We start from the raw sequence: 17,445 nt of genomic DNA, 5'->3' as shown, positions 1-17,445 counted from the left end.
GGCATGATCGTTTCCATTTGACGCCTGGCCGGCGGATCGCCGAAATGGCGCCTCCGATGGGACAGGGCTTCATGATCAACCTGCCGACCGAATTTCCCGATTTCGGGCTGACGCCCGAGCAACGCCGCCACGCGGTGCGCGGTCACTATTACGAATGGCCGGGCATGGATGGCGAGCGCGGTGAGATCTGGTGCTACAGCGATCGGTTTTCGTATCGTGCCGGTGAAACCGTGACGCTGCATGTCAGTTCCACGGCTCCGTCCTTCGGCATGACGATCGTTCGGGACGGCGGCGCCGAGACGAGGGCGTTCGAGAAATCGGGTATCGCATCGCGCTGGCAGGACAGTCCGGACCAATGCTCGGCAGAAGGCTGCGGCTGGGAAGCCTCCTTTGAATTCCGTGTGGAAAACGACTGGCCGTCCGGCGCCTACCGCGTGACCCTGACCGCCGACGGACGCGACGGCAAGCCGATCCGATCCCACCATCTGTTCATTGTCAGCCCTCCGCTTGGCAAGAAACCCGGCCGTGTTCTGCAGGTGGCGGCGACGGGCACCTGGCTTGCCTACAACACCTGGGGCGGCTCCAACCACTATCAGGGCATCACCGGGCCCGACCGTAACCAGTACTCGCCCATCGTGTCGACGCAGCGCCCCTGGTGCCGCGGCTTCGTCGTGCTGCCCGGGGATGCGCCGCGCGTGCCGTTGGAGGTCGCGGTGCCGCCGAAGACCGCGCCGCGCTATCCGCACATGGAATGGGCGCTCGCCACCGGCCATTCGAAGAAATACGCTTCGTCGGGCTGGGCCAGCTACGACAGCCATTTTTTTCGCTTTGCCGAACGGGCTGGTTACGATGTCGACCTGACAAGCCAGCACGATCTGCATTTTTCGCCCGAGATTCTCGACGGATATGACTGCGCGGTCTTCGTCGGCCACGACGAATACTGGACCTGGGAAATGCGCGATGCGGTCGACTTCTATGTCGAGCGCGGCGGCCATGCGGCGCGCTTTGCCGGCAATTTCATGTGGCAGACGCGGCTGGAGGACGAAGGCCGCCGGCAGGTTTGCTACAAATACCGCGCCCGAGCCGAGGATCCCGCCTATCGCGGCGGCGACGTGACACGCGCCACCAATTCCTGGGAAGCGCCCGAAATCGGCCGGCCGGGTTCGGCGACCTTCGGGCTCAACGCCACACGTGGTGTCTATGCCGGCTGGGGTGGCTGCGCGCCACGTGGCGTACGCGGCTTTCCGGTCTATCGGCCCGAGCACTGGGCCTTCGCCGGCACCGGCATCTATTACGGCGACCTGCTCGGCGCCGACAGCCATGTCTATGGCTATGAGGTCGACGGGCTCGATTTCGAGATACGCGGCGGCCTGCCCCATCCGACCGCCACCAGCGGCGCGCCTGACGGCCTGCAAGTTCTCGCCGTCGGCATGGCCAGCCAGGTCGAGGAAAGCGCCGACATTCCGATCGGGGACCAGTTCCTCGCCGACGAGGATGGCCGCTTCACCGCCGAAACTTTGTTCGGCGAGGCGAGCGACGCCAATCTCGAAAAGGTCAAACGCGGCAATGGCATGATCGTCAATTTTGCACGCGGCAAGGGCGAGGTGTTCCACGCCGGAAGCTGCGAATGGGTCGCCGGCCTGCTAAGACAGGACCCGATGGTCGAACGCGTCACCCAGAATGTCCTCGACCGCTATCTTGGAAAGTCCTGACATGTCGAAAGTCCAGCCTGCCGTTCAAGACACCGACGCCCGGCGCCAATCGCATCTGTTCTATCTCTCCAGCCTGCGCCGGCCGCTGATCGACCGCGCCGAAGGTATCTACATGTGGACGCAGGATGGCCGCCGTTTCATCGACGGATCGAGCGGCCCGATGGTCGCCAATATCGGCCATTCCAACCGCAATGTGCTCGATGCGATGAAGCGGCAGATGGACCGCGCCACCTTCGCCTACCGGCTGCATTTCGAGAACGAGCCGGCGGAAGAACTGGCGCGAGAACTGGCTGGAAAATTGCCGGAAGGAATGGACCGCATCTTTTTCGTCTCCGGCGGTTCCGAAGCGACGGAATCCTGCATCAAGCTGGCACGGCAATGGGCTGTCGCAGCCGGCCAGGCCAGCCGCTGGAAAGTGATCACCCGCTTTCCTTCCTATCATGGCGGCACGCTTGGTTCGCTTTCGATTACCGGCGACGATGCGCTGGCCGAGACTTTCACACCGATGATGCGGGTGATGCCGACCGTGCCGGCACCGACCGCCTGGCGCGACCGCGACAATCTTTCGATGGAGCAGCGCGGCATCCGCTACGCCGACATGCTGGAGGAAAAGATCCTCGCCGAAGGTCCTGAAAGCGTCCTCGCCTTCATCATGGAGCCTATCGGCGGCGCCGCGACCGCGGCCCTGGTGGCGCCGGACAGCTATTATGCCCGCACACGCGAGATCTGCGACCGCTACGGAATCCTGCTGATCCATGACGAAGTGATGAGCGGTGCCGGCCGCACAGGGAAATTCCTCGGCGGCGACCACTGGAACTGCAGGCCTGATATCGTCGCGCTGTCGAAGGGGCTGGGTTCGGGCTATGCGCCGCTCGGCGCCCTGGCGGCGCCGATGCGACTGGTCGAGCCGCTGCTCGCGTCAGGCGGTTTCCAGCATGGCCACACCTATGCCGGCAATCCGCTGGCCTGCGCCGCCGGGCTTGCGGTGCTGGGCGAAATGGACCGGCTCGACCTGATCGCCAACGCTGCCGCCATGGGTGACGTGCTGATGGACGGGCTGAAGGGGCTGGCGAAGCGCTTCCCGTTCATCGCTGACGTGCGCGGCAAAGGCTTGCTCACTGGTGCCGAAATGGTCGCCGATCCCGATACGCTGAGGCCAATCGACCAAGGCAAGAAGGCGACGCAGCGGCTGCTCGACCTCGCCTATGAGCGCGGGCTGATCATCTATGGCCGCAGGGTCAAGGGCGGCGTCGACGGCGACAATTTCATGGTGGCGCCGCCGATGATCGTCACCAGCGAGCAGGTCGGCGAGATCATCTCCATCATCGGCGACTCGCTTGAAGTTCTGGCCTCCGAGCTAGACCTGCCGGTCGAAGGCCGGGGGTAGAGCAAATGGCATCGCGTAAAGTCATCATCACCTGCGCCGTCACCGGTTCGGTGCACACGCCGTCGATGTCGCCCTATCTGCCGGTGACGCCGGACCAGATTGCCGCGGACGCCATCGCGGCGGCCGAGGCCGGCGCCTCGATCCTGCATCTGCATGCCCGCGACCCACAAGACGGGCGGCCGACCGCCGATCCCGATGTGTTCATGGAGTTCCTGCCGCGCATCAAGCAGGCCACCGATGCGGTGATCAACATCACCACCGGCGGCTCCTCGCTGATGACGCTGGACCAGCGGCTCGCGGCACCGCTGCGGGCTGAACCTGAAATGTGCTCGCTCAACATGGGCTCGATGAATTTCGCGCTGTTCCCGATGCTCGACAAGCCAAGGGAATGGCAGCACGAATGGGAACCGAAGCTGCTCGAAGCCACGCGCGACACCATCTTCAAGAACACCTTCGCCGACATGGAAGGCGTGCTCGAGCGGCTGGGCAAAGGCTGTGGCACCCGCTTCGAGTTCGAGTGCTACGATGTCGGCCACCTCTATTCGCTGGCGCATTTCCGCGACCGGGGGCTGGTGTCGGGGCCGCTGTTCATCCAGTTCGTGCTGGGCATCCTGGGTGGCATCGGCGCCGACCCTGACAATCTCGTCCATATGAAGCGCATTGCCGACAAGTTGTTCGGCGACAGCTACCAGTTCTCGGTGCTCGCCGCCGGCCGGAACCAGATGCCGCTGATCTCGATCGCAGCCGCTATGGGCGGCAATGTGCGCGTCGGACTGGAAGACAGCCTCTACGATGGCCGCCAGCTGGCGAAATCCAACGCCGACCAGGTGCGCCGCATCCGTGGCATTCTTGACGGGCTTTCTCTGGAGATTGCCACACCTACGGAAGCGCGCGACATGCTGGCGCTCAAGGGCGGTGACCGGGTGGCGTTTTGACGAGATGACAGCGCCTGTGATGAGTGCGATCCTCCTCCGCCCCGGCACCATCGATGATGTCGAAACCATCCACGCGGCGATCCTGAAACTCGGCACCCATATCGGTGCGCCCGAGGAAATCATCGCGACGGCGGACGATCTCAGAACCTGGGGCTTCGGCGAAAGGCCCGCCTTCTCGACCCTGATCGCCGAAGTCGATGGCGAATTCGCCGGACTTTGCCTGCATTTCCCGATCTTCTCGACATGGATGGGCCGGCCTGGCGTCTATGTGCAGGACCTCTATGTCGAGGACCGGTTCCGTGGCCGCAAGATCGGCGAGCGCCTGCTGCGGCGCGTGGCGGCCGAGTGCCGCAAGCATGGCGGGGTCTATCTCAGGTTGTCCGTCGATACCGACAATGAGGGCGCCAAGGCCTTTTACGAGAGGCTGGGCATTGCCTGGTCGAGTTACGAGCAGACGCAGAAAATCATCGGCGAGGCCTTTTTCGCCTTCGCCGACGCGCCGGAAAATGGGGAGCAGGAATGAAAGCCTTCTATGCGCAGGAGCAGAAGCGGCACGACCCCAAGGCCTTTCTTTCCAGCGGCGCGGCGCAGCCCAACCCGGAAAAACCGGAACGCGTCGAAAGATTGTTAGCCGGCGCAAAGTCCGCGGGCTGCACGATCGAGCGGCCGCGCGATCACGGCCTCGGCCCGGTCTCGGCGGTGCACACACCCGAATATCTCGACTTCCTCAAACATATTTTCGAACGCTGGCAGCGCATCGCTGGCGCATCGGCCGAGGTCATCCCCAATATCCACCCGATCGCCCGCAACGGTTCCTATCCGGCCTCCGCCGTCGGCCAGGCCGGCTATCACATGGCTGACACCGCTTGCCCGATCTCGGGCGAGACATGGCAAAGTGCACTGTGGAGCGCCTGGAGCGCGGTCGAGGCGGCGGAAACGGTGATGGCAGGCGCTTCCGGCGCCTATGCATTGTGCCGCCCGCCCGGCCACCACGCCTTTGCCGATGTCGCCGGGGGCTTCTGCTTCATCAACAACTCAGCCGTTGCGGCACAAACACTGCGCAAACAGGCGGCCCGCGTGGCGATCCTTGATGTCGACCTGCATCACGGCAACGGGACGCAAGGCATTTTTTATGCGCGACCTGATGTGCTGACGGTGTCGCTGCATGCCGATCCGGTGCGGTTCTACCCGTTCTTCTGGGGCCACGCCGACGAGCGCGGTGAAGGTCCGGGACTTGGCTACAATTTCAACCTGCCGCTGCCGCGCAAATCTGCGGATGCGGCGTTTCTGGAAGCGCTCGGCGTGGCGTTCCAGCGTATCCGCGCCTTCTCTCCCGATTCGCTGGTCGTGGCGCTCGGCCTCGACGCGTTCGGAGGCGATCCGTTCGGCGGGCTCTCGGTGACGACGCCGGGCTTTTCGCGCATCGGCGAGGCGATCGCCGGGCTTGGCCTGCCGACGGTCATCGTCCAGGAGGGCGGCTATCTCTGCGACGCGCTCGGCGACAATCTCACCGCCTTCCTCACCGGTTTTGGAGGCAAGGCGCGGTGACAATGCAAGCTCGCGTCAGGGGCGTTGCTGCCTGAGCATGGCAATCACCCGGTGAACGCTCTCAAGCGTCTCGTCGATTTCGGACGCCGTATTGTAGTGCGCGATGCCGATGCGCACGACGCCCTGCTCGGCAGGAATGCCGAGCTGGTGGACGATTTCCCAGGCATAGTTGTGGCCCGACCACAGGAAGATGTTTTCGGCGTTCATCTGCCTCACGATCGTTTCGGGCACTATGCCGTCCACGGTGAGGGAGACAGTCGGCACACGATCGCCGAGCCGTTTCGGATCGGTGATGCCGTGGACGGACAGGCCTGAAATGTCGGACAGGCCGTCGATCAGCCTTTGTGCCAGCGGGTTTTCATAGGCGATGGAGACTTCGAACGCCTTGGCAATCCTGCGCCTTCTCGACCCCTCCTCGCCGGCCGACGTGCCGAGTGCGGCAAAATAGTCGACCGCGGCCGTGAGCCCGGCCATCAGTTCGATCTGCGGCGTGCCGAGTTCGAAACGCTCTGGCAGTCCGTTCGAGGAACAGCGGCATTTATAGGCTTTCAAACCATCGATAACGTCGCGCCGGCCCCACAATATGCCCATATGCGGACCGAAGAATTTGTAGGCCGAGCAGATCAAAAAATCGCAGCCGAGCTCCTGCACGTCGATCAGGCCATGCGGCGCGAATTGCACAGCATCGACATAGACCAGCGCTCCGGCGTTTTTTGCAAGTTGGGTCAAGGACTTGACCTTGTTGATCGAGCCGGTGAGATTGCTGGCGTAGTTCAACGCCACCAGCCGTGTCTTCCCGGACAGCAGACCAGCCAGCGTCGCCTCCTCGATCTGCCAGGTCTTTTCGTCGAACGGCAGCCAGTGCACGACGAGGCCAAGGTCCTCGGCCAGTTGCAGCCAGGGCGACACATTGCCCTCATGGTCCATGCGGGTGAGGATGATTTCGTCACCGGGCTTCATCGTGCGGCCGAGCGTTCGCGACATATGATAGGTCAGCGTCGTCATGTTGGCGCCGATGATGATTTCCTGCGGGCTTGCCGCACCGAGGAAATCGGCCATCGCCTGATGCGCCTCGTCGACGACCTGCTGCGCCGCGATCGTCGTTTCAAAATGGCCGCCGAGATTGGCGTTGGTCGTCAAAAGGCAGCGCGAGACCGCGTCGGCCACGGCCTGAGGCACCTGCGTGCCGGCAGGATTGTCGAGATAGATACGTCGGCGTCCTTTGTCAGTCAGCGAGAGAGCGGGAAATTTTCCACGCACGGCCTCGATCGAAAAGTCCACCATTGTCTCCACCCCTTTGCTGTTACTCGACAATTCCGCGCCCGGGATCGGTCACGGACAGGGATTGCCCACCCTCTGGTGAACGGCATCCACCGCCTTCTGCATTTCTTCGGTCCAGACGACATCCGCCGAGGACAGCGCCATTTCCAGTTGGGAAATGGTTGTCGCGCCGATGATGTTGGAGGTCACGAAGGGCCGGCTCGAGACATAGGCATTGGCAAACAGCGCCGGCTCCAGCCCGAAAGAGCGTGCCAGTTCATTGTATTCGAGTTGCGCTTCGGCGGCATTGGGCGTCTCATAACGCTGACCGCGATTGAACAGTTGCGAGCGCGAGCCCTGCGGGCGGGCGCCGTGATCGTATTTGCCGGTCAGATAACCCTGTGCAAGCGGCGAATAGGCAAGCAGCGACACCCCTTCGCGCTCGCAAATCTCGGCGAGGTTCACCTCGAAGGTGCGGTTGACGAGGTTGTAGGCGTTCTGGATCGAGGCGACGCGCGGACCGATCTCTTTGCCGGCCTCTGCGAGGAAGCGCATCACGCCCCACGAACTCTCGTTCGAAAGGCCGAAATGGCGGATTTTTCCTGCCTTCACCAGTTCCTCGAACACCGCGAGCGTCTCGGCGATCGGCGTTTCGCCGACTGGTGCGCCGACAGAATCGGCACGCCGCGCCACCGCCCCGATGCGCGTCGGGTTGGCACCCCAGGGGATGTCTCGTTCCGGCCAATGGATTTGATAAAGGTCGAGATAGTCCGTGCCGAGCTTGGCCAGCGACTTGTCGATGGCATCAAAGATATCGGCCCGTACCAATTGAGAGGGCCGGTCGCCGCGAAACCAGGCATTGGCCGTGCGACCGACAACCTTTGAGGCAAGGATCACCTTGTCGCGATTGCCCTTGGCCTTCATCCAGCTGCCGATGATCTTCTCGGTCCGCCCTTGCGTCTCCGCCTTGGGCGGGATCGGATAAAGTTCGGCGGTGTCGATGAAATTGACGCCACGCGAGAAGGCCAGGTCCATCTGGGCGTGGCCCTCGGCCTCGGTGTTTTGCTGGCCCCAGGTCATCGAACCGAGGCAAATCTGGGTAACAAGAAGATCGGTCCGGCCGAGACGGCGTTTGTGCATCGAATTCTGCTCCGGAGGGAATGTATGCGCGGCTGCGCGGAGAGGAATTCGCATCTTATAGGAAAAGCGGAGGCGCTCTCCAAGCCTCGCCGGGCCGACTTTTGCGTGAGCAGAGGCGGTTAGCGGCGTGCGGCGGCCACGGCGCGGCGCTTGGCCTCGTCGATCAGCATATTGGCGATCTGCATGCGGATCATGGCGCGCTGGCGCAAATGCGGGGCAACGCGGTCGGGATGATTGGCGAAAGCAAAGCTGCGGCGCATGCGACCGAAATCGGCAGCGTTCTTGGGCTGATCCAATCCCAGTTCGACCGCAATCGATTCAGGATCGATTGGCGGTAATTTTTCTTCCGGCTTCGGCTCTTCGCCAGCCAGGGCGAGCCTGGCCTGTTCAAGCAAGGCGGCAAATTCGCTGGCCAGATCGACACCAGCCTCGCGATATTCCGCGGCGGATACCTTGATGCGGCCGGAATGGAGTTCATCGGCGACCGAGAGATAGTCGAACGGGATGGATGGGCGCGCGCCGGTCTCCTCGCCCTCGCTGCCATCGCCTTTGTCGGAGGCAACGAAGAGGTCGTCGAGCAGTGATGCAAAATCTCGCTTGGCGCCGGTAGCGATGTCAGCCTCCCCTTGCCTGACTGTCTGGATTACCGAGCATAGAACCGGCTCGTTAAAAATACATGCCACCGGTCTTAACGAATCTAGCCGTTGCGAGGATTGCTATCGAGGATCAATGCTCCCCAGACAAAAGCCGGACTGCACCTTCATGCAGTCCGGAAGTCGCCGGCGAGGAAAAACCGGCCATGTGCCAGCTTCGAAGCCTGCGACTGGCGCGGCGCAAGAGTTTCATCGGGCCGCAAAAAAATTCTAAAAAATCATCCGGGCATGGCAGGCATGCAAATGCTGCACTGCACAATCTTCACGATTCACCTATACTGTCTGGCGTGGAGGACCAATCAGGAGCCTGAAACATGGGTTTCTTCACGGAAATGTTCGCCCGGCCGCGCCCGCAGGAACACCAGAGATATCGCGCGGCGCTCGCGTTGCTTCATTCGATGAGCAACGCCGAGCGTGCCGACATCGGCGTCAAGCCCGCCGATTTCCCGCGCATCGCCCGCGAAATGTCCATCCGCTAAGCAGGTGCGAGATGTCCCGGATCGATCCAGGACATCTCGATTCCTCAACGCGATCCCAGGAACGTCGCCTTGCCAAGCGGCACGCCATTGTGGCGAAGGATGTCGTAGGCGGTGGTGAGGTGGAAATAGAAGTTGGGCATGGCCACATGCAGCAGATACTGCATGCCGCGCAATGTCGTTTCCCGGCCCGCCAGCTTCAACTCGATCATCCTGTCATCCGACCCGTCGATATCGACTGCCGAAAAAGTCGCCAAATAGGCGACCGTCTTGGCGATCCTCGCTTCGAGTTCGGCAAAGCTTGCTTCATTGTCCTCATATTTCGGCACTTCGCGGCCAGCCAGCCGTGAGGGCGCGCCCTTGGCATGGTCGGTTGCGATCTGCACCTGCCGGGTCAGCGCGAACATGTCGGGCGCAAGCCGCGCCGTCAAAAACACCTGCGGGTCGATCTTGCGGTCAAGCGCATTCTGTTCGGCTGCCGCCAGCACACTGGAAAGTGCCTTCAGCCTGGCTGAAAAAACGGGCACGGATGCCTCATACATCGATATCGTCACGTCAGATCTCCTGTCCGGCAGGAATGCCGGCGGGAGGACCTAGCGCCCTCAAGCCCGATTTTTCAAGCTGAAGCCGCACGGCGTCACCACGTCGCCGCAATCGCCATGGTAGAATTTTCGTTATCGAGCGGAGATTCCCGATGAGACGCGCCCTTCTCGCAGCGACTGCCCTTCTCTCCCTTGCCACGACAGGCCAGACGGCATTGGCCGCCAGCGATACACCCGAAGCGCCTTACGTCGATGATCGGTCGAGCGCGGATGCGGTCGTCCGCTCTCTCTACAGCGCCATCAACCGGTATGAATTCGCGCGCGCCTGGGGCTACTACGGCGATACAAAGCCGGCAAAGGATTTCGATACATTCGTCAAGGGTTATGACGGCACCGACAGGGTGGAGGTCAGGACCGGTCCGATTTCGGACGAGGGCGCGGCGGGCAGCATCTATTACAACGTCCCGGTCGCCATCCAGGCAACCGACAAGAAGGGCGAAGCGAAGGTTTTCGCCGGCTGCTACACGCTGCGCCAGGTCAATGCCCAGATCCAGGCGCCACCCTTCCAGCCGATCTTCATCGACAAGGGCGCGCTGAAGCCCTCCACCGCCGATCTCGACGAGGCGTTGCCGCCAAGCTGCGGCGACGGTCCGCCGCCGCCGAAGAAGGATACCGCGCTGGAACAGGCCAAGAAGGCCTTCCTCGCGACCTATGGCGATCAGTGCGACAAGGATCTTTTGGCCAATGAGCCGGAGGTCTTTTCGATCAAATACAAGGACAAGAATGCTCAGCCGGGCGACCCGGACAAGGAAACCCGCCTGTTCCACTTCTCCTGCTCGGCCGCCGCCTACAATGAAAGCTCGGTTTATTACATGACCAACGAGGTGGACGGTGTCAGGCAATTGCAGTTCGCCGAACCTCAGACCGATATACGCTACGAGAATAATGACAGCGAAGGCAAGCTGTTGAGTGTAACGGTAATCGGCTTCCAGACCACAGGATGGGCGGTCAATTCCGACTATGACCAGGACGCCCACACGATCACCATGTTCAACAAATGGCGCGGCGTCGGCGATGCTTCGGACGCCGGGACATATCTGTTCCGCAACGGCGATTTTTCGCTGGTTCAGTATGACGTCGACGCGTCCTATGACGGCGAGGAGAATCCGCAGACCATTGTCGACTACAACACCGCGCCTTAGAGCGGTCCACACATTGCCTTTACGGCGCCTTCGACAGCATCCAATTGAGCGTGCCGCGCCAGTCGACCATGCGGATCGGCGTGCCGTGGGTACCGGTTTCGAAGCGGACGAAGCGGGTCGGATAGGTTTTCGATTTCGCGAGGATGGAGCGGAAGAACGCTTCCTGGCTGGCCACGGGAAAGACCACGTCATGGCTGCCCTGGCCGAAGAACACTGGCACGCGACGCTTGAAGGCGGGACTTGCGAGAAAACCCTCGTCCCACAGCGATCCGAGCAGCAGCAGCCCATTCACGCGGCCGCCCGTATCCTTGCGTGCGGCAAGCTTCCAGCACAGCGCTCCACCCATCGAGCCGCAGGCGACGAAGATTTTCGCGCCCGGGGACTGTTCGGCATAATGGTCGATCAGGGCCGCGACCAGTGCTGCGCCCTTGTCGCCGAAATCAGGAAAATCCGGAGAGATGTAGAGCCCGCCATTGCCGGCCATCAGGTTCTTGAGGCGGTTGAAATTGCCGCCGAAGGTGAAGTCGTCGACGCCTTGCTTACGGCTGCCGCCCTGCCCGTGCAGATAGAGCACGATGACCGCGGCCCCTTGCGTCTTGCCGACGGCGACATGCCTGACATCGCCGGCGTCCGTCTTCAGCATCAGATCCTGCTGCACCTTGCGCACGCCGGTGTCGGTATATTGGGCATGAACGCGCTTTTCCGGCACCTCGTCGCGCTGGTTGATGTCGCGCATCTCGCGGTAGTCGAGGACCGTGTAGGCGCCGTTGCTGTCGGATGTGAGCGTCGCCGGATAGGTGAAGACATCGTCCTTGAACGGTTTTAGCGTGAGAGCATCAGCGTGAGCAGCGATTGGAAACATAATTGCAGCCAGAAAGGCCAGGAAAGCGCGAGGCGCCCCCCTCTGACCTGCCGGCCATCTCCCCCTCAAGGGGGGAGATTGGCAACGTCCATCCCTGCACCCTTTCTCCAGCATCGACGATTGGCGAAAGCCGTCGTCATGTCCGATCTCCCCCCCTGAGGGGGAGATGTCCGGCAGGACAGAGGGGGGTAAGCGGCGGCGAAGTAAGAAAGTGAAGGCCATGCCATCAGGCATGCGAAATTCGACCTCTATTTGTCAATCCTGCAGCACGCCGCCTGCGCCTTCCAGCGCCTCTCGGGTGTCGACGTCGACGGATGCGCCCTCGCCGATCTCGACGTCGATGACATCGAGCCCCTCGGCCTCGACCAGATGGCGTGCGCCGGTGTCGCCTTCGAGATGGGCGAGGGCCGCGAACAGCGAACGCGGCAGGAGCACCGGATTGCCGCGTTTGCCTTCATGCGAGGCGCGGACCACTGAGTTGCCGCCGGCCCGGCGGAAGGCATCGATGAGCCTGTCGAGGTCGTCGGATGCGACACCCGGCATGTCTCCCAGAACGATCATCGCACCAGCGATGTCCTCGGGGAGATAGGCAGTACCGGCCTTCAGCGAGGTCGACAGGCCATCGGCAAAATCGGGATTGTCGGCGAAGGTGACGTCGAGGCCCGACAATGCCGCGCGTACCCGCTCGCGCTGATGGCCGGTGACGACAATCGTGCCTGAAGCCTTCGAGGCGAGAGCGCGTTCGGTGGTGCGGCGCACCAGCGGTTGACCGTCGAACAGCGCCATCAGCTTGTTCGGTCCGCCCATGCGGCTCGACCGGCCCGCCGCCAGAAGCACGATCCCGACCTTGAGCCGGTTTTTGGCCGGCAGCGGCTCGCGCGGCTGCGGCCGCGTCGGTATCTCCATCAGCAGGCCGCCGACACCCATGCCGGCGATGTCGCGCGCGGTGACATCGAGGCCTGCAATCAACCGGTCGAGCACCCAGTCGAAGCCGTTTTCCTTGGGGCTGCGGGCGCAGCCAGGCGCGCCGATGACGCGCTTGCCGCCGAGTGTGCCGAGCACCAGCAGATTGCCGGGATCGACAGGCATGCCCGCGCGGACAACAATCCCCCCGGCCCTCTCGATCGCCGCCGGAACGACGTCGGCGAAATCGCTCATGGCTGAAGCCCCGAAGATCACCACCATGTCGTTGTCGCGCGCAAGCGCGATGGCGGCCTCGGCGACAGGGCCGATCTCATGCGGCGTGCGGCGCTCCGCCGTCAGCCTGCCGCCCGAGCGCGCCAGCCGGGCTTCGGTGACGCGCAACGTCTTGTCGAGCACAGTTGGTTTGGTGCCCGGCAGCACCGTCTGGATGACACCGACACGCACCGGCTGATAGGCGTTGACGGCAAAAATTTCGACGCCGGCGCAGATTTTCACCACGGCGTCGACCAACGCGGAAGAGACCGCGAAGGGAATGATCTTCACCGTCGCGACCATCTGGCCCTTATCGACCGGCGAGTGCCGGGCCAGCGTGGCGATGGTGATGGCGGGATCGACGGCATTGATGGCGTCGATGACAGCGGCGTTGACCGTGAAGATACCAGCCGCCTTGGCGTGGAGATTGACCCGACCGGTGGCGGCGGGCTTCGCCTCGATGCCGCCAAAGGTCATGCTCTGCGCAATTGTTTGCGCCGCGGCGTCCTCGCCGAGATCGTCAGGGGCCAACACGGCCGCGACGACCTGCAGGATACCCGCCCCTTTGAGTATGGAGACATCTTCGGCGCTCAGCCTGTGCGCCTTGCGAAACCGCTTTTCGCCCGCCGTGGTGGCATGCGCCAACACCGCCCCCTCAGCGGCCTCGATCGGTATCGGACCAAATTTCACGCCGCCGCGCCCTTCACATCGAGACCGCGCGAGCGGAAGGCAAGGATGGTCTGCGCGAGAATGGCGACGGCGATTTCGGCGGGGCTTGCCGCCCCGATGTCCAGCCCGATCGGCGCGTGGATACGCGCGATCTGGTCGGCACTCGCGCCCAACGCCAGCAGGCGCTCGACGCGCTTGGCATGCGTCTTGCGGCTGCCAAGTGCCCCGACATAGAAGCAGTTGGCGTCGAGTGCCGCCTTCAGCGCGAAATCATCGATCTTCGGGTCATGGGTGACAGCGGCGAGCGCGGTGTAACTGTCGAGCGGCTGGCGCTCCAGCACATCCTGCGGCCAGTCGGCATGCAACGCGACGTCGGGAAACCGGTCTGATGTGGCGAAGGCGGTCCGCGGATCGATGATCTCCAGGGGATAGCCGGCGATCCGGGCCATCGGCGCGAGCGCCTGGCTGATATGGACGGCGCCGATCACCACCAGGCGCGGCTGCGGCAGATGCGCATTGAGAAAAAAGCTCCGTCCTTCCGCCTCGACGGAGCCGGAATTACCGGACCGAAACGCCTTGGCGATCGCCGCTCCGAGATCGCCAGCGACCTGATCGCCCTCCCGCACGATACGATCGCGACCGTCACCGAGATCTGTGACGAGGATCGCCGCGCGGCGGGCGCGTCGTTCGGCATTGAGCGTCTTCAGCGCGTAGGGATCCATCCGAGGTCAGCCCAATCGCTCAACATAAACCTTGATGCGGCCGCCACAGGACAGGCCAACCTGCCAGGCCGTCTCGTCGGCAACACCGAACTCCAGCATCCTGGCCTTGCCGGAGCCGATGACGTCGACCGCCTCGGTCACGACGGCGCCCTCGACGCACCCACCCGAAACGGATCCGTGGAAATTGCCATCGGCATCGATGACAAGGTGGCTGCCGACCGGGCGTGGCGCCGAACCCCAGGTCTCGACCACGGTCGCGATAGCCACATCCTTGCCGTCCTTCATCCAGGTTTCCGCGATGATCAGCGGGTCGCGGGCCTCATCGAGATACATGCTGTCGCTCATCGTTGCTTCTCTCAGGGTCTGTTTTTCCAGGGAACCAGGAAACATATGGCTATGCGGCGTGCCTCGCGCCAGCACCCATCCACCGCCGCGGATCGACCGAAAGCGCCGATTTTTTGTCGAGCGAGGCGCAGAGATCGGCGAGCGCTTCGAGATTGTGCACCGAGCGGAATTCGTCGACATGCGGCAGCATCGCCTTGACGCCTCGGGCGCGCGCCTGAAAACCATCGAAGCGCAACAACGGATTCAGCCATATCAGCCGCCGGCAGGATTTGTGCAGCCGCTCCATCTCTTCCGACAAGCCCATGACGTCGTCGCGCTCCAGCCCGTCGGTGATCAAAAGCACCACCGCGCCCTGTCCCAGCACGCGCCGCGACCATACAAGGTTGAACTCGGCCAGCGTATCGCCGATGCGCGTGCCGCCCGACCAGTCCTTGACCGCCGCCGAGCAATCGGCAAGGGCGGCATCGGGATCGCGGTGGCGCATCTGCCGGGTCAAATTGGTCAGCCGCGTGCCGAAGACGAAGGTGTGCACGCGCCGGCGCTTTTCCGTCAGCGCATGCAGGAAATGCAGGAAGATGCGCGTGTACTGGCTCATCGAACCGGAAATGTCGGCCAGTACCACCAGCGGCGGGTGTGTTTCGCGGACCGAGCGGAATTTCGGCAGGATCAGTTCACCGCCGGTGCGCGCCGCCGAGCGCATCATGGCGCGTGGATCGATGCGGCGGCCGTGCGCATCAGCTTTGAAGCGCCTGGTCCGCACCATATCGAAAGGCAATCGCAGCTCGGCGATAGCCTTCCTGGCGTCCGCCATCTCGGCTGCATTCATCTGCGCGAAATCCTTGCCCCGCAACACCTCGTTGCCGGAAAAGGTGAAGCGGGCGTCGACCTCGATCTCAGGGACTTCCTGCGGTGGTTGCTTTTTCTGGTGGCTCTCGAACATCGCCTGGCTGACGCGGTTTTCGGCCGCGCGCGGCTTCTGCTTCTGCCTGACGTCAGGCGCCACCGGCGAAAACATCGCCAGCAGCTTCTCGATCAGTTCGCGCGATTTCCAGAACAGCCTGAAGGCTTCGTCGAAGGTGGCGTGATCCTCATGGCGCGAGACCAGCACGGCGTGCAGCGTCCAGTAAAAATCATCGCGCGAGCCGATGCCGGCGACGAGCACCGCCTCGATCGCATCCTTGACCGAGGCCGGTCCGACCCGCATGCCGGCCTTGCGCAAGGTGCGGGCGAAATAGACGATGTTGTCGGCGATCCGCCCGTCCTCGGTCGCCTCTCTGGGGTCGGGACGCGAAGCCTTCATTCCCCTACTCCGCCGCCGCGAGCTCGGCCTTGACCTCCTCGAGGATGCGCCGGCCCTCACCCGCACCGATGCGGGCAATGTCGTCCTGGTATTTCAGCAGCACGCCGATCGTGTCGGACACGGTCTCCGGATCGAGCGCCACCTTGTCGAGTTCGGTCAGTGCACCGGCCCAGTCAATGGTTTCGGCGACGCCAGGTACCTTGAACAGTTCGATCTGGCGCAGCTTCTGGATGAAGGAGACCACTTCGGCCGAAAGCCGCTGGTTGGCCCGAGGCACCTTGCGACGCACGATCTCCAGCTCGCGTTCCGCATTGGGATAGTCGACCCAGTGATAGAGGCAGCGCCGCTTCAGCGCGTCGTGGATCTCGCGCGTGCGGTTGGTGGTGATGATGACGATCGGCGGATCTTCAGCCTTGATCGTGCCGAGTTCAGGCACCGTCACCTGGAAGTCGGAGAGGATTTCGAGCAGGAAGGCCTCGAACGCTTCGTCGGTGCGGTCGAGCTCGTCGATCAGGAAGACCGGGGCCGCGCCCGTCTGGCCGGTCAGCGCATCGAGCACCGGCCGGCGGATCAGGTATTTTTCGGAGAAGACGTTGCGCTCCATGGCAGAGCGCTCGACCTTGCCGGCCGCCTCCTCCATGCGGATCTCGATCATCTGCGCGGCGTAATTCCACTCATAGACGGCCGAGGAGACGTCGAGCCCCTCATAGCACTGCAGTCGGATCAGCCGGCGACCAAGCGCCTCGGCCAACACCTTGGCAATCTCGGTCTTGCCGACGCCGGCCTCCCCCTCGAGGAAAAGCGGCCGTTTCATGCGCAGCGACAGGAAAAGTACCGTGGCCAGCGACCGGTCCGCGACATAGTCCGCGCCGGTCAGGAGATCGAGCGTCTCGTCGATCGTCCGCGGCACGGGGCGCGGTTTCAAGTCGCTCATTCTTTCTCCGTGGGTGCGACCGCCCCACTTTCCAGGACGTGGTAGCCGCGCGCGTGGTAGATCAGCGGCCGCAAATTATCGCCCATGCGAAGGCCTGTCACCTTGCCAAAAAGCACACGATGGGTGGCCAGGTCCTTGGTGTCGATCAACTCGCAATCGAAAACGGCGAGCGCGCCCTTCAGCGTCGGCGCGCCGGTGGAAATCACGTCCCACTCGCCAAGCGCGAAACGCTCTTCGACCGGCAACCCAGTCATACCGGAGAATCCAATCGACAGCGGCTCCTGGTGCGAAGCCAGCGTGTTCAAGGCAAACCTGCCGTTCTTCACGAACGGCTCGTTTTTGGGGTTTTCACGGTTGAGGCAGACCAGGATGGTCGGCGGCGTGTCCGACACGGAACAAGCCGCGATCACCGTCGCGCCACGCTTGCCGGCGGGTCCGTCGGTGGTCACTACATGAACGTGACCGGCAAAATGGCTCATCGCGTCGCGATAGGCCTGCGGTCCAATATCGTTTATCTTCAGCACTGGAGATTTCCACAGCCAAAACCTGAACTGTTATATATGGCCAGACATCACATGCCAC

Annotated in this window: 18 protein-coding genes; 7 read left to right on the top strand and 11 right to left on the bottom strand. The window is 63.0% G+C overall.

The features are described 5' to 3' along the window. Nucleotides 1-71: 71 nt before the first annotated feature. From O7B34_RS06880 to O7B34_RS06860, 5 genes are read left to right on the top strand one after another with little or no spacing between them, the layout of a single operon-like run. On the top strand, nt 72-1,712 hold the full coding sequence (locus O7B34_RS06880; RefSeq protein WP_337145633.1) for a N,N-dimethylformamidase beta subunit family domain-containing protein: 1,641 nt from the start codon (nt 72-74) through the stop codon (nt 1,710-1,712). Nucleotide 1,713: 1 nt separating this feature from the next. After that, on the top strand, nt 1,714-3,099 hold the full coding sequence (locus O7B34_RS06875) for an aminotransferase family protein (RefSeq protein WP_337145402.1): 1,386 nt from the start codon (nt 1,714-1,716) through the stop codon (nt 3,097-3,099). Between the two features lie 5 nt (nt 3,100-3,104). Beyond that, on the top strand, nt 3,105-4,034 hold the full coding sequence (locus O7B34_RS06870) for a 3-keto-5-aminohexanoate cleavage protein (protein ID WP_337145401.1): 930 nt from the start codon (nt 3,105-3,107) through the stop codon (nt 4,032-4,034). A gap of 19 nt (nt 4,035-4,053) precedes the next feature. Further along, nucleotides 4,054-4,557 carry a GNAT family N-acetyltransferase gene (locus tag O7B34_RS06865; RefSeq protein WP_337143420.1) on the top strand — a complete coding sequence of 168 codons (504 nt, stop codon included), beginning with the start codon at nt 4,054-4,056 and terminating at the stop codon, nt 4,555-4,557. Next, nucleotides 4,554-5,582, top strand: coding sequence for a histone deacetylase family protein (locus O7B34_RS06860; RefSeq protein ID WP_337145400.1), 1,029 nt, complete (start codon nt 4,554-4,556; stop codon nt 5,580-5,582). The genes O7B34_RS06865 and O7B34_RS06860 overlap by 4 nt, the downstream gene beginning before the upstream one ends. 15 nt (nt 5,583-5,597) lie before the next feature. Here the strand turns inward: O7B34_RS06860 and O7B34_RS06855 are convergent, their stop codons facing one another. From O7B34_RS06855 to O7B34_RS06845, 3 genes are all read right to left on the bottom strand, one after another. Continuing rightward, entirely contained in the window at nt 5,598-6,866 is a 1,269-nt protein-coding gene (locus O7B34_RS06855) for a cysteine desulfurase-like protein (protein ID WP_337145399.1), read from the bottom strand. A gap of 48 nt (nt 6,867-6,914) precedes the next feature. After that, nucleotides 6,915-7,982: an aldo/keto reductase gene (locus O7B34_RS06850; protein ID WP_337145398.1), complete on the bottom strand. Its 1,068-nt coding sequence runs from the start codon at nt 7,980-7,982 to the stop codon at nt 6,915-6,917. A gap of 119 nt (nt 7,983-8,101) precedes the next feature. Next, nucleotides 8,102-8,563 carry a hypothetical protein gene (locus tag O7B34_RS06845; RefSeq protein ID WP_337143416.1) on the bottom strand — a complete coding sequence of 154 codons (462 nt, stop codon included), beginning with the start codon at nt 8,561-8,563 and terminating at the stop codon, nt 8,102-8,104. 386 nt (nt 8,564-8,949) lie between these two features. On the opposite strand from O7B34_RS06845, the gene O7B34_RS06840 reads away from it, so the two are divergent. Next, entirely contained in the window at nt 8,950-9,114 is a 165-nt protein-coding gene (locus O7B34_RS06840; protein WP_084636818.1) for a hypothetical protein, read from the top strand. A 44-nt stretch (nt 9,115-9,158) separates the two neighbouring features. Here O7B34_RS06840 and O7B34_RS06835 read toward each other — a convergent pair whose 3' ends face one another. Then, nucleotides 9,159-9,665 (bottom strand): DUF1993 domain-containing protein, encoded by a 507-nt coding sequence (locus tag O7B34_RS06835; RefSeq protein WP_337145397.1) that lies wholly within the window; start codon nt 9,663-9,665, stop codon nt 9,159-9,161. A gap of 140 nt (nt 9,666-9,805) precedes the next feature. Between O7B34_RS06835 and O7B34_RS06830 the strand changes: the two genes are divergently transcribed. Continuing rightward, nucleotides 9,806-10,855, top strand: a complete 1,050-nt coding sequence (locus tag O7B34_RS06830; protein WP_337145396.1) for a DUF1176 domain-containing protein — start codon at nt 9,806-9,808, stop codon at nt 10,853-10,855. Nucleotides 10,856-10,874: 19 nt separating this feature from the next. Here O7B34_RS06830 and O7B34_RS06825 read toward each other — a convergent pair whose 3' ends face one another. The 7 genes from O7B34_RS06825 to O7B34_RS06795 form a co-directional block, all read right to left on the bottom strand. Next, nucleotides 10,875-11,717 carry an alpha/beta hydrolase gene (locus tag O7B34_RS06825; RefSeq protein ID WP_337145395.1) on the bottom strand — a complete coding sequence of 281 codons (843 nt, stop codon included), beginning with the start codon at nt 11,715-11,717 and terminating at the stop codon, nt 10,875-10,877. A gap of 255 nt (nt 11,718-11,972) precedes the next feature. Continuing rightward, nucleotides 11,973-13,583, bottom strand: a complete 1,611-nt coding sequence (locus O7B34_RS06820; RefSeq protein WP_337145394.1) for a molybdopterin-binding/glycosyltransferase family 2 protein — start codon at nt 13,581-13,583, stop codon at nt 11,973-11,975. Then, the gene (locus O7B34_RS06815; RefSeq protein WP_337143413.1) at nt 13,580-14,284 is read right to left on the bottom strand and encodes an XdhC family protein; all 705 of its coding nucleotides are present in this window, start codon (nt 14,282-14,284) and stop codon (nt 13,580-13,582) included. Before O7B34_RS06815 ends, O7B34_RS06820 begins: the two co-directional genes overlap by 4 nt. 6 nt (nt 14,285-14,290) lie before the next feature. Beyond that, a complete protein-coding gene (locus tag O7B34_RS06810) occupies nt 14,291-14,629 on the bottom strand; it encodes an XdhC family protein (protein WP_337143412.1) in 339 nt (112 codons plus the stop codon). Nucleotides 14,630-14,678: 49 nt separating this feature from the next. Continuing rightward, nucleotides 14,679-15,929, bottom strand: coding sequence for a vWA domain-containing protein (locus O7B34_RS06805; protein ID WP_337143411.1), 1,251 nt, complete (start codon nt 15,927-15,929; stop codon nt 14,679-14,681). Between the two features lie 4 nt (nt 15,930-15,933). Further along, nucleotides 15,934-16,863, bottom strand: coding sequence for an AAA family ATPase (locus O7B34_RS06800; protein ID WP_337145393.1), 930 nt, complete (start codon nt 16,861-16,863; stop codon nt 15,934-15,936). Next, nucleotides 16,860-17,387 (bottom strand): flavin reductase, encoded by a 528-nt coding sequence (locus tag O7B34_RS06795; RefSeq protein WP_337143409.1) that lies wholly within the window; start codon nt 17,385-17,387, stop codon nt 16,860-16,862. Before O7B34_RS06795 ends, O7B34_RS06800 begins: the two co-directional genes overlap by 4 nt. Nucleotides 17,388-17,445 lie beyond the last annotated feature (58 nt).

Source organism: Mesorhizobium sp. Cs1299R1N3 (assembly GCF_037179625.1).
GTDB lineage: Bacteria > Pseudomonadota > Alphaproteobacteria > Rhizobiales > Rhizobiaceae > Mesorhizobium > Mesorhizobium salmacidum.
Note: the sequence above shows the minus strand (reverse complement) of the source record. Positions and strands in the feature narration are given on the sequence as shown.

Coding starts and splice junctions, on each gene's coding strand:
- O7B34_RS06875 (WP_337145402.1), top strand. CDS start 1,714: ATGTCGAAAGTCCAGCCTGCCGTTCAAGACACCGACGCCCGGCGCCAA.
- O7B34_RS06825 (WP_337145395.1), bottom strand. CDS start 11,717: ATGTTTCCAATCGCTGCTCACGCTGATGCTCTCACGCTAAAACCGTTC.
- O7B34_RS06870 (WP_337145401.1), top strand. CDS start 3,105: ATGGCATCGCGTAAAGTCATCATCACCTGCGCCGTCACCGGTTCGGTG.
- O7B34_RS06855 (WP_337145399.1), bottom strand. CDS start 6,866: ATGGTGGACTTTTCGATCGAGGCCGTGCGTGGAAAATTTCCCGCTCTC.
- O7B34_RS06840 (WP_084636818.1), top strand. CDS start 8,950: ATGGGTTTCTTCACGGAAATGTTCGCCCGGCCGCGCCCGCAGGAACAC.
- O7B34_RS06800 (WP_337145393.1), bottom strand. CDS start 16,863: ATGAGCGACTTGAAACCGCGCCCCGTGCCGCGGACGATCGACGAGACG.
- O7B34_RS06830 (WP_337145396.1), top strand. CDS start 9,806: ATGAGACGCGCCCTTCTCGCAGCGACTGCCCTTCTCTCCCTTGCCACG.
- O7B34_RS06810 (WP_337143412.1), bottom strand. CDS start 14,629: ATGAGCGACAGCATGTATCTCGATGAGGCCCGCGACCCGCTGATCATC.
- O7B34_RS06880 (WP_337145633.1), top strand. CDS start 72: ATGATCAACCTGCCGACCGAATTTCCCGATTTCGGGCTGACGCCCGAG.
- O7B34_RS06850 (WP_337145398.1), bottom strand. CDS start 7,982: ATGCACAAACGCCGTCTCGGCCGGACCGATCTTCTTGTTACCCAGATT.
- O7B34_RS06865 (WP_337143420.1), top strand. CDS start 4,054: ATGAGTGCGATCCTCCTCCGCCCCGGCACCATCGATGATGTCGAAACC.
- O7B34_RS06815 (WP_337143413.1), bottom strand. CDS start 14,284: ATGGATCCCTACGCGCTGAAGACGCTCAATGCCGAACGACGCGCCCGC.
- O7B34_RS06860 (WP_337145400.1), top strand. CDS start 4,554: ATGAAAGCCTTCTATGCGCAGGAGCAGAAGCGGCACGACCCCAAGGCC.
- O7B34_RS06805 (WP_337143411.1), bottom strand. CDS start 15,929: ATGAAGGCTTCGCGTCCCGACCCCAGAGAGGCGACCGAGGACGGGCGG.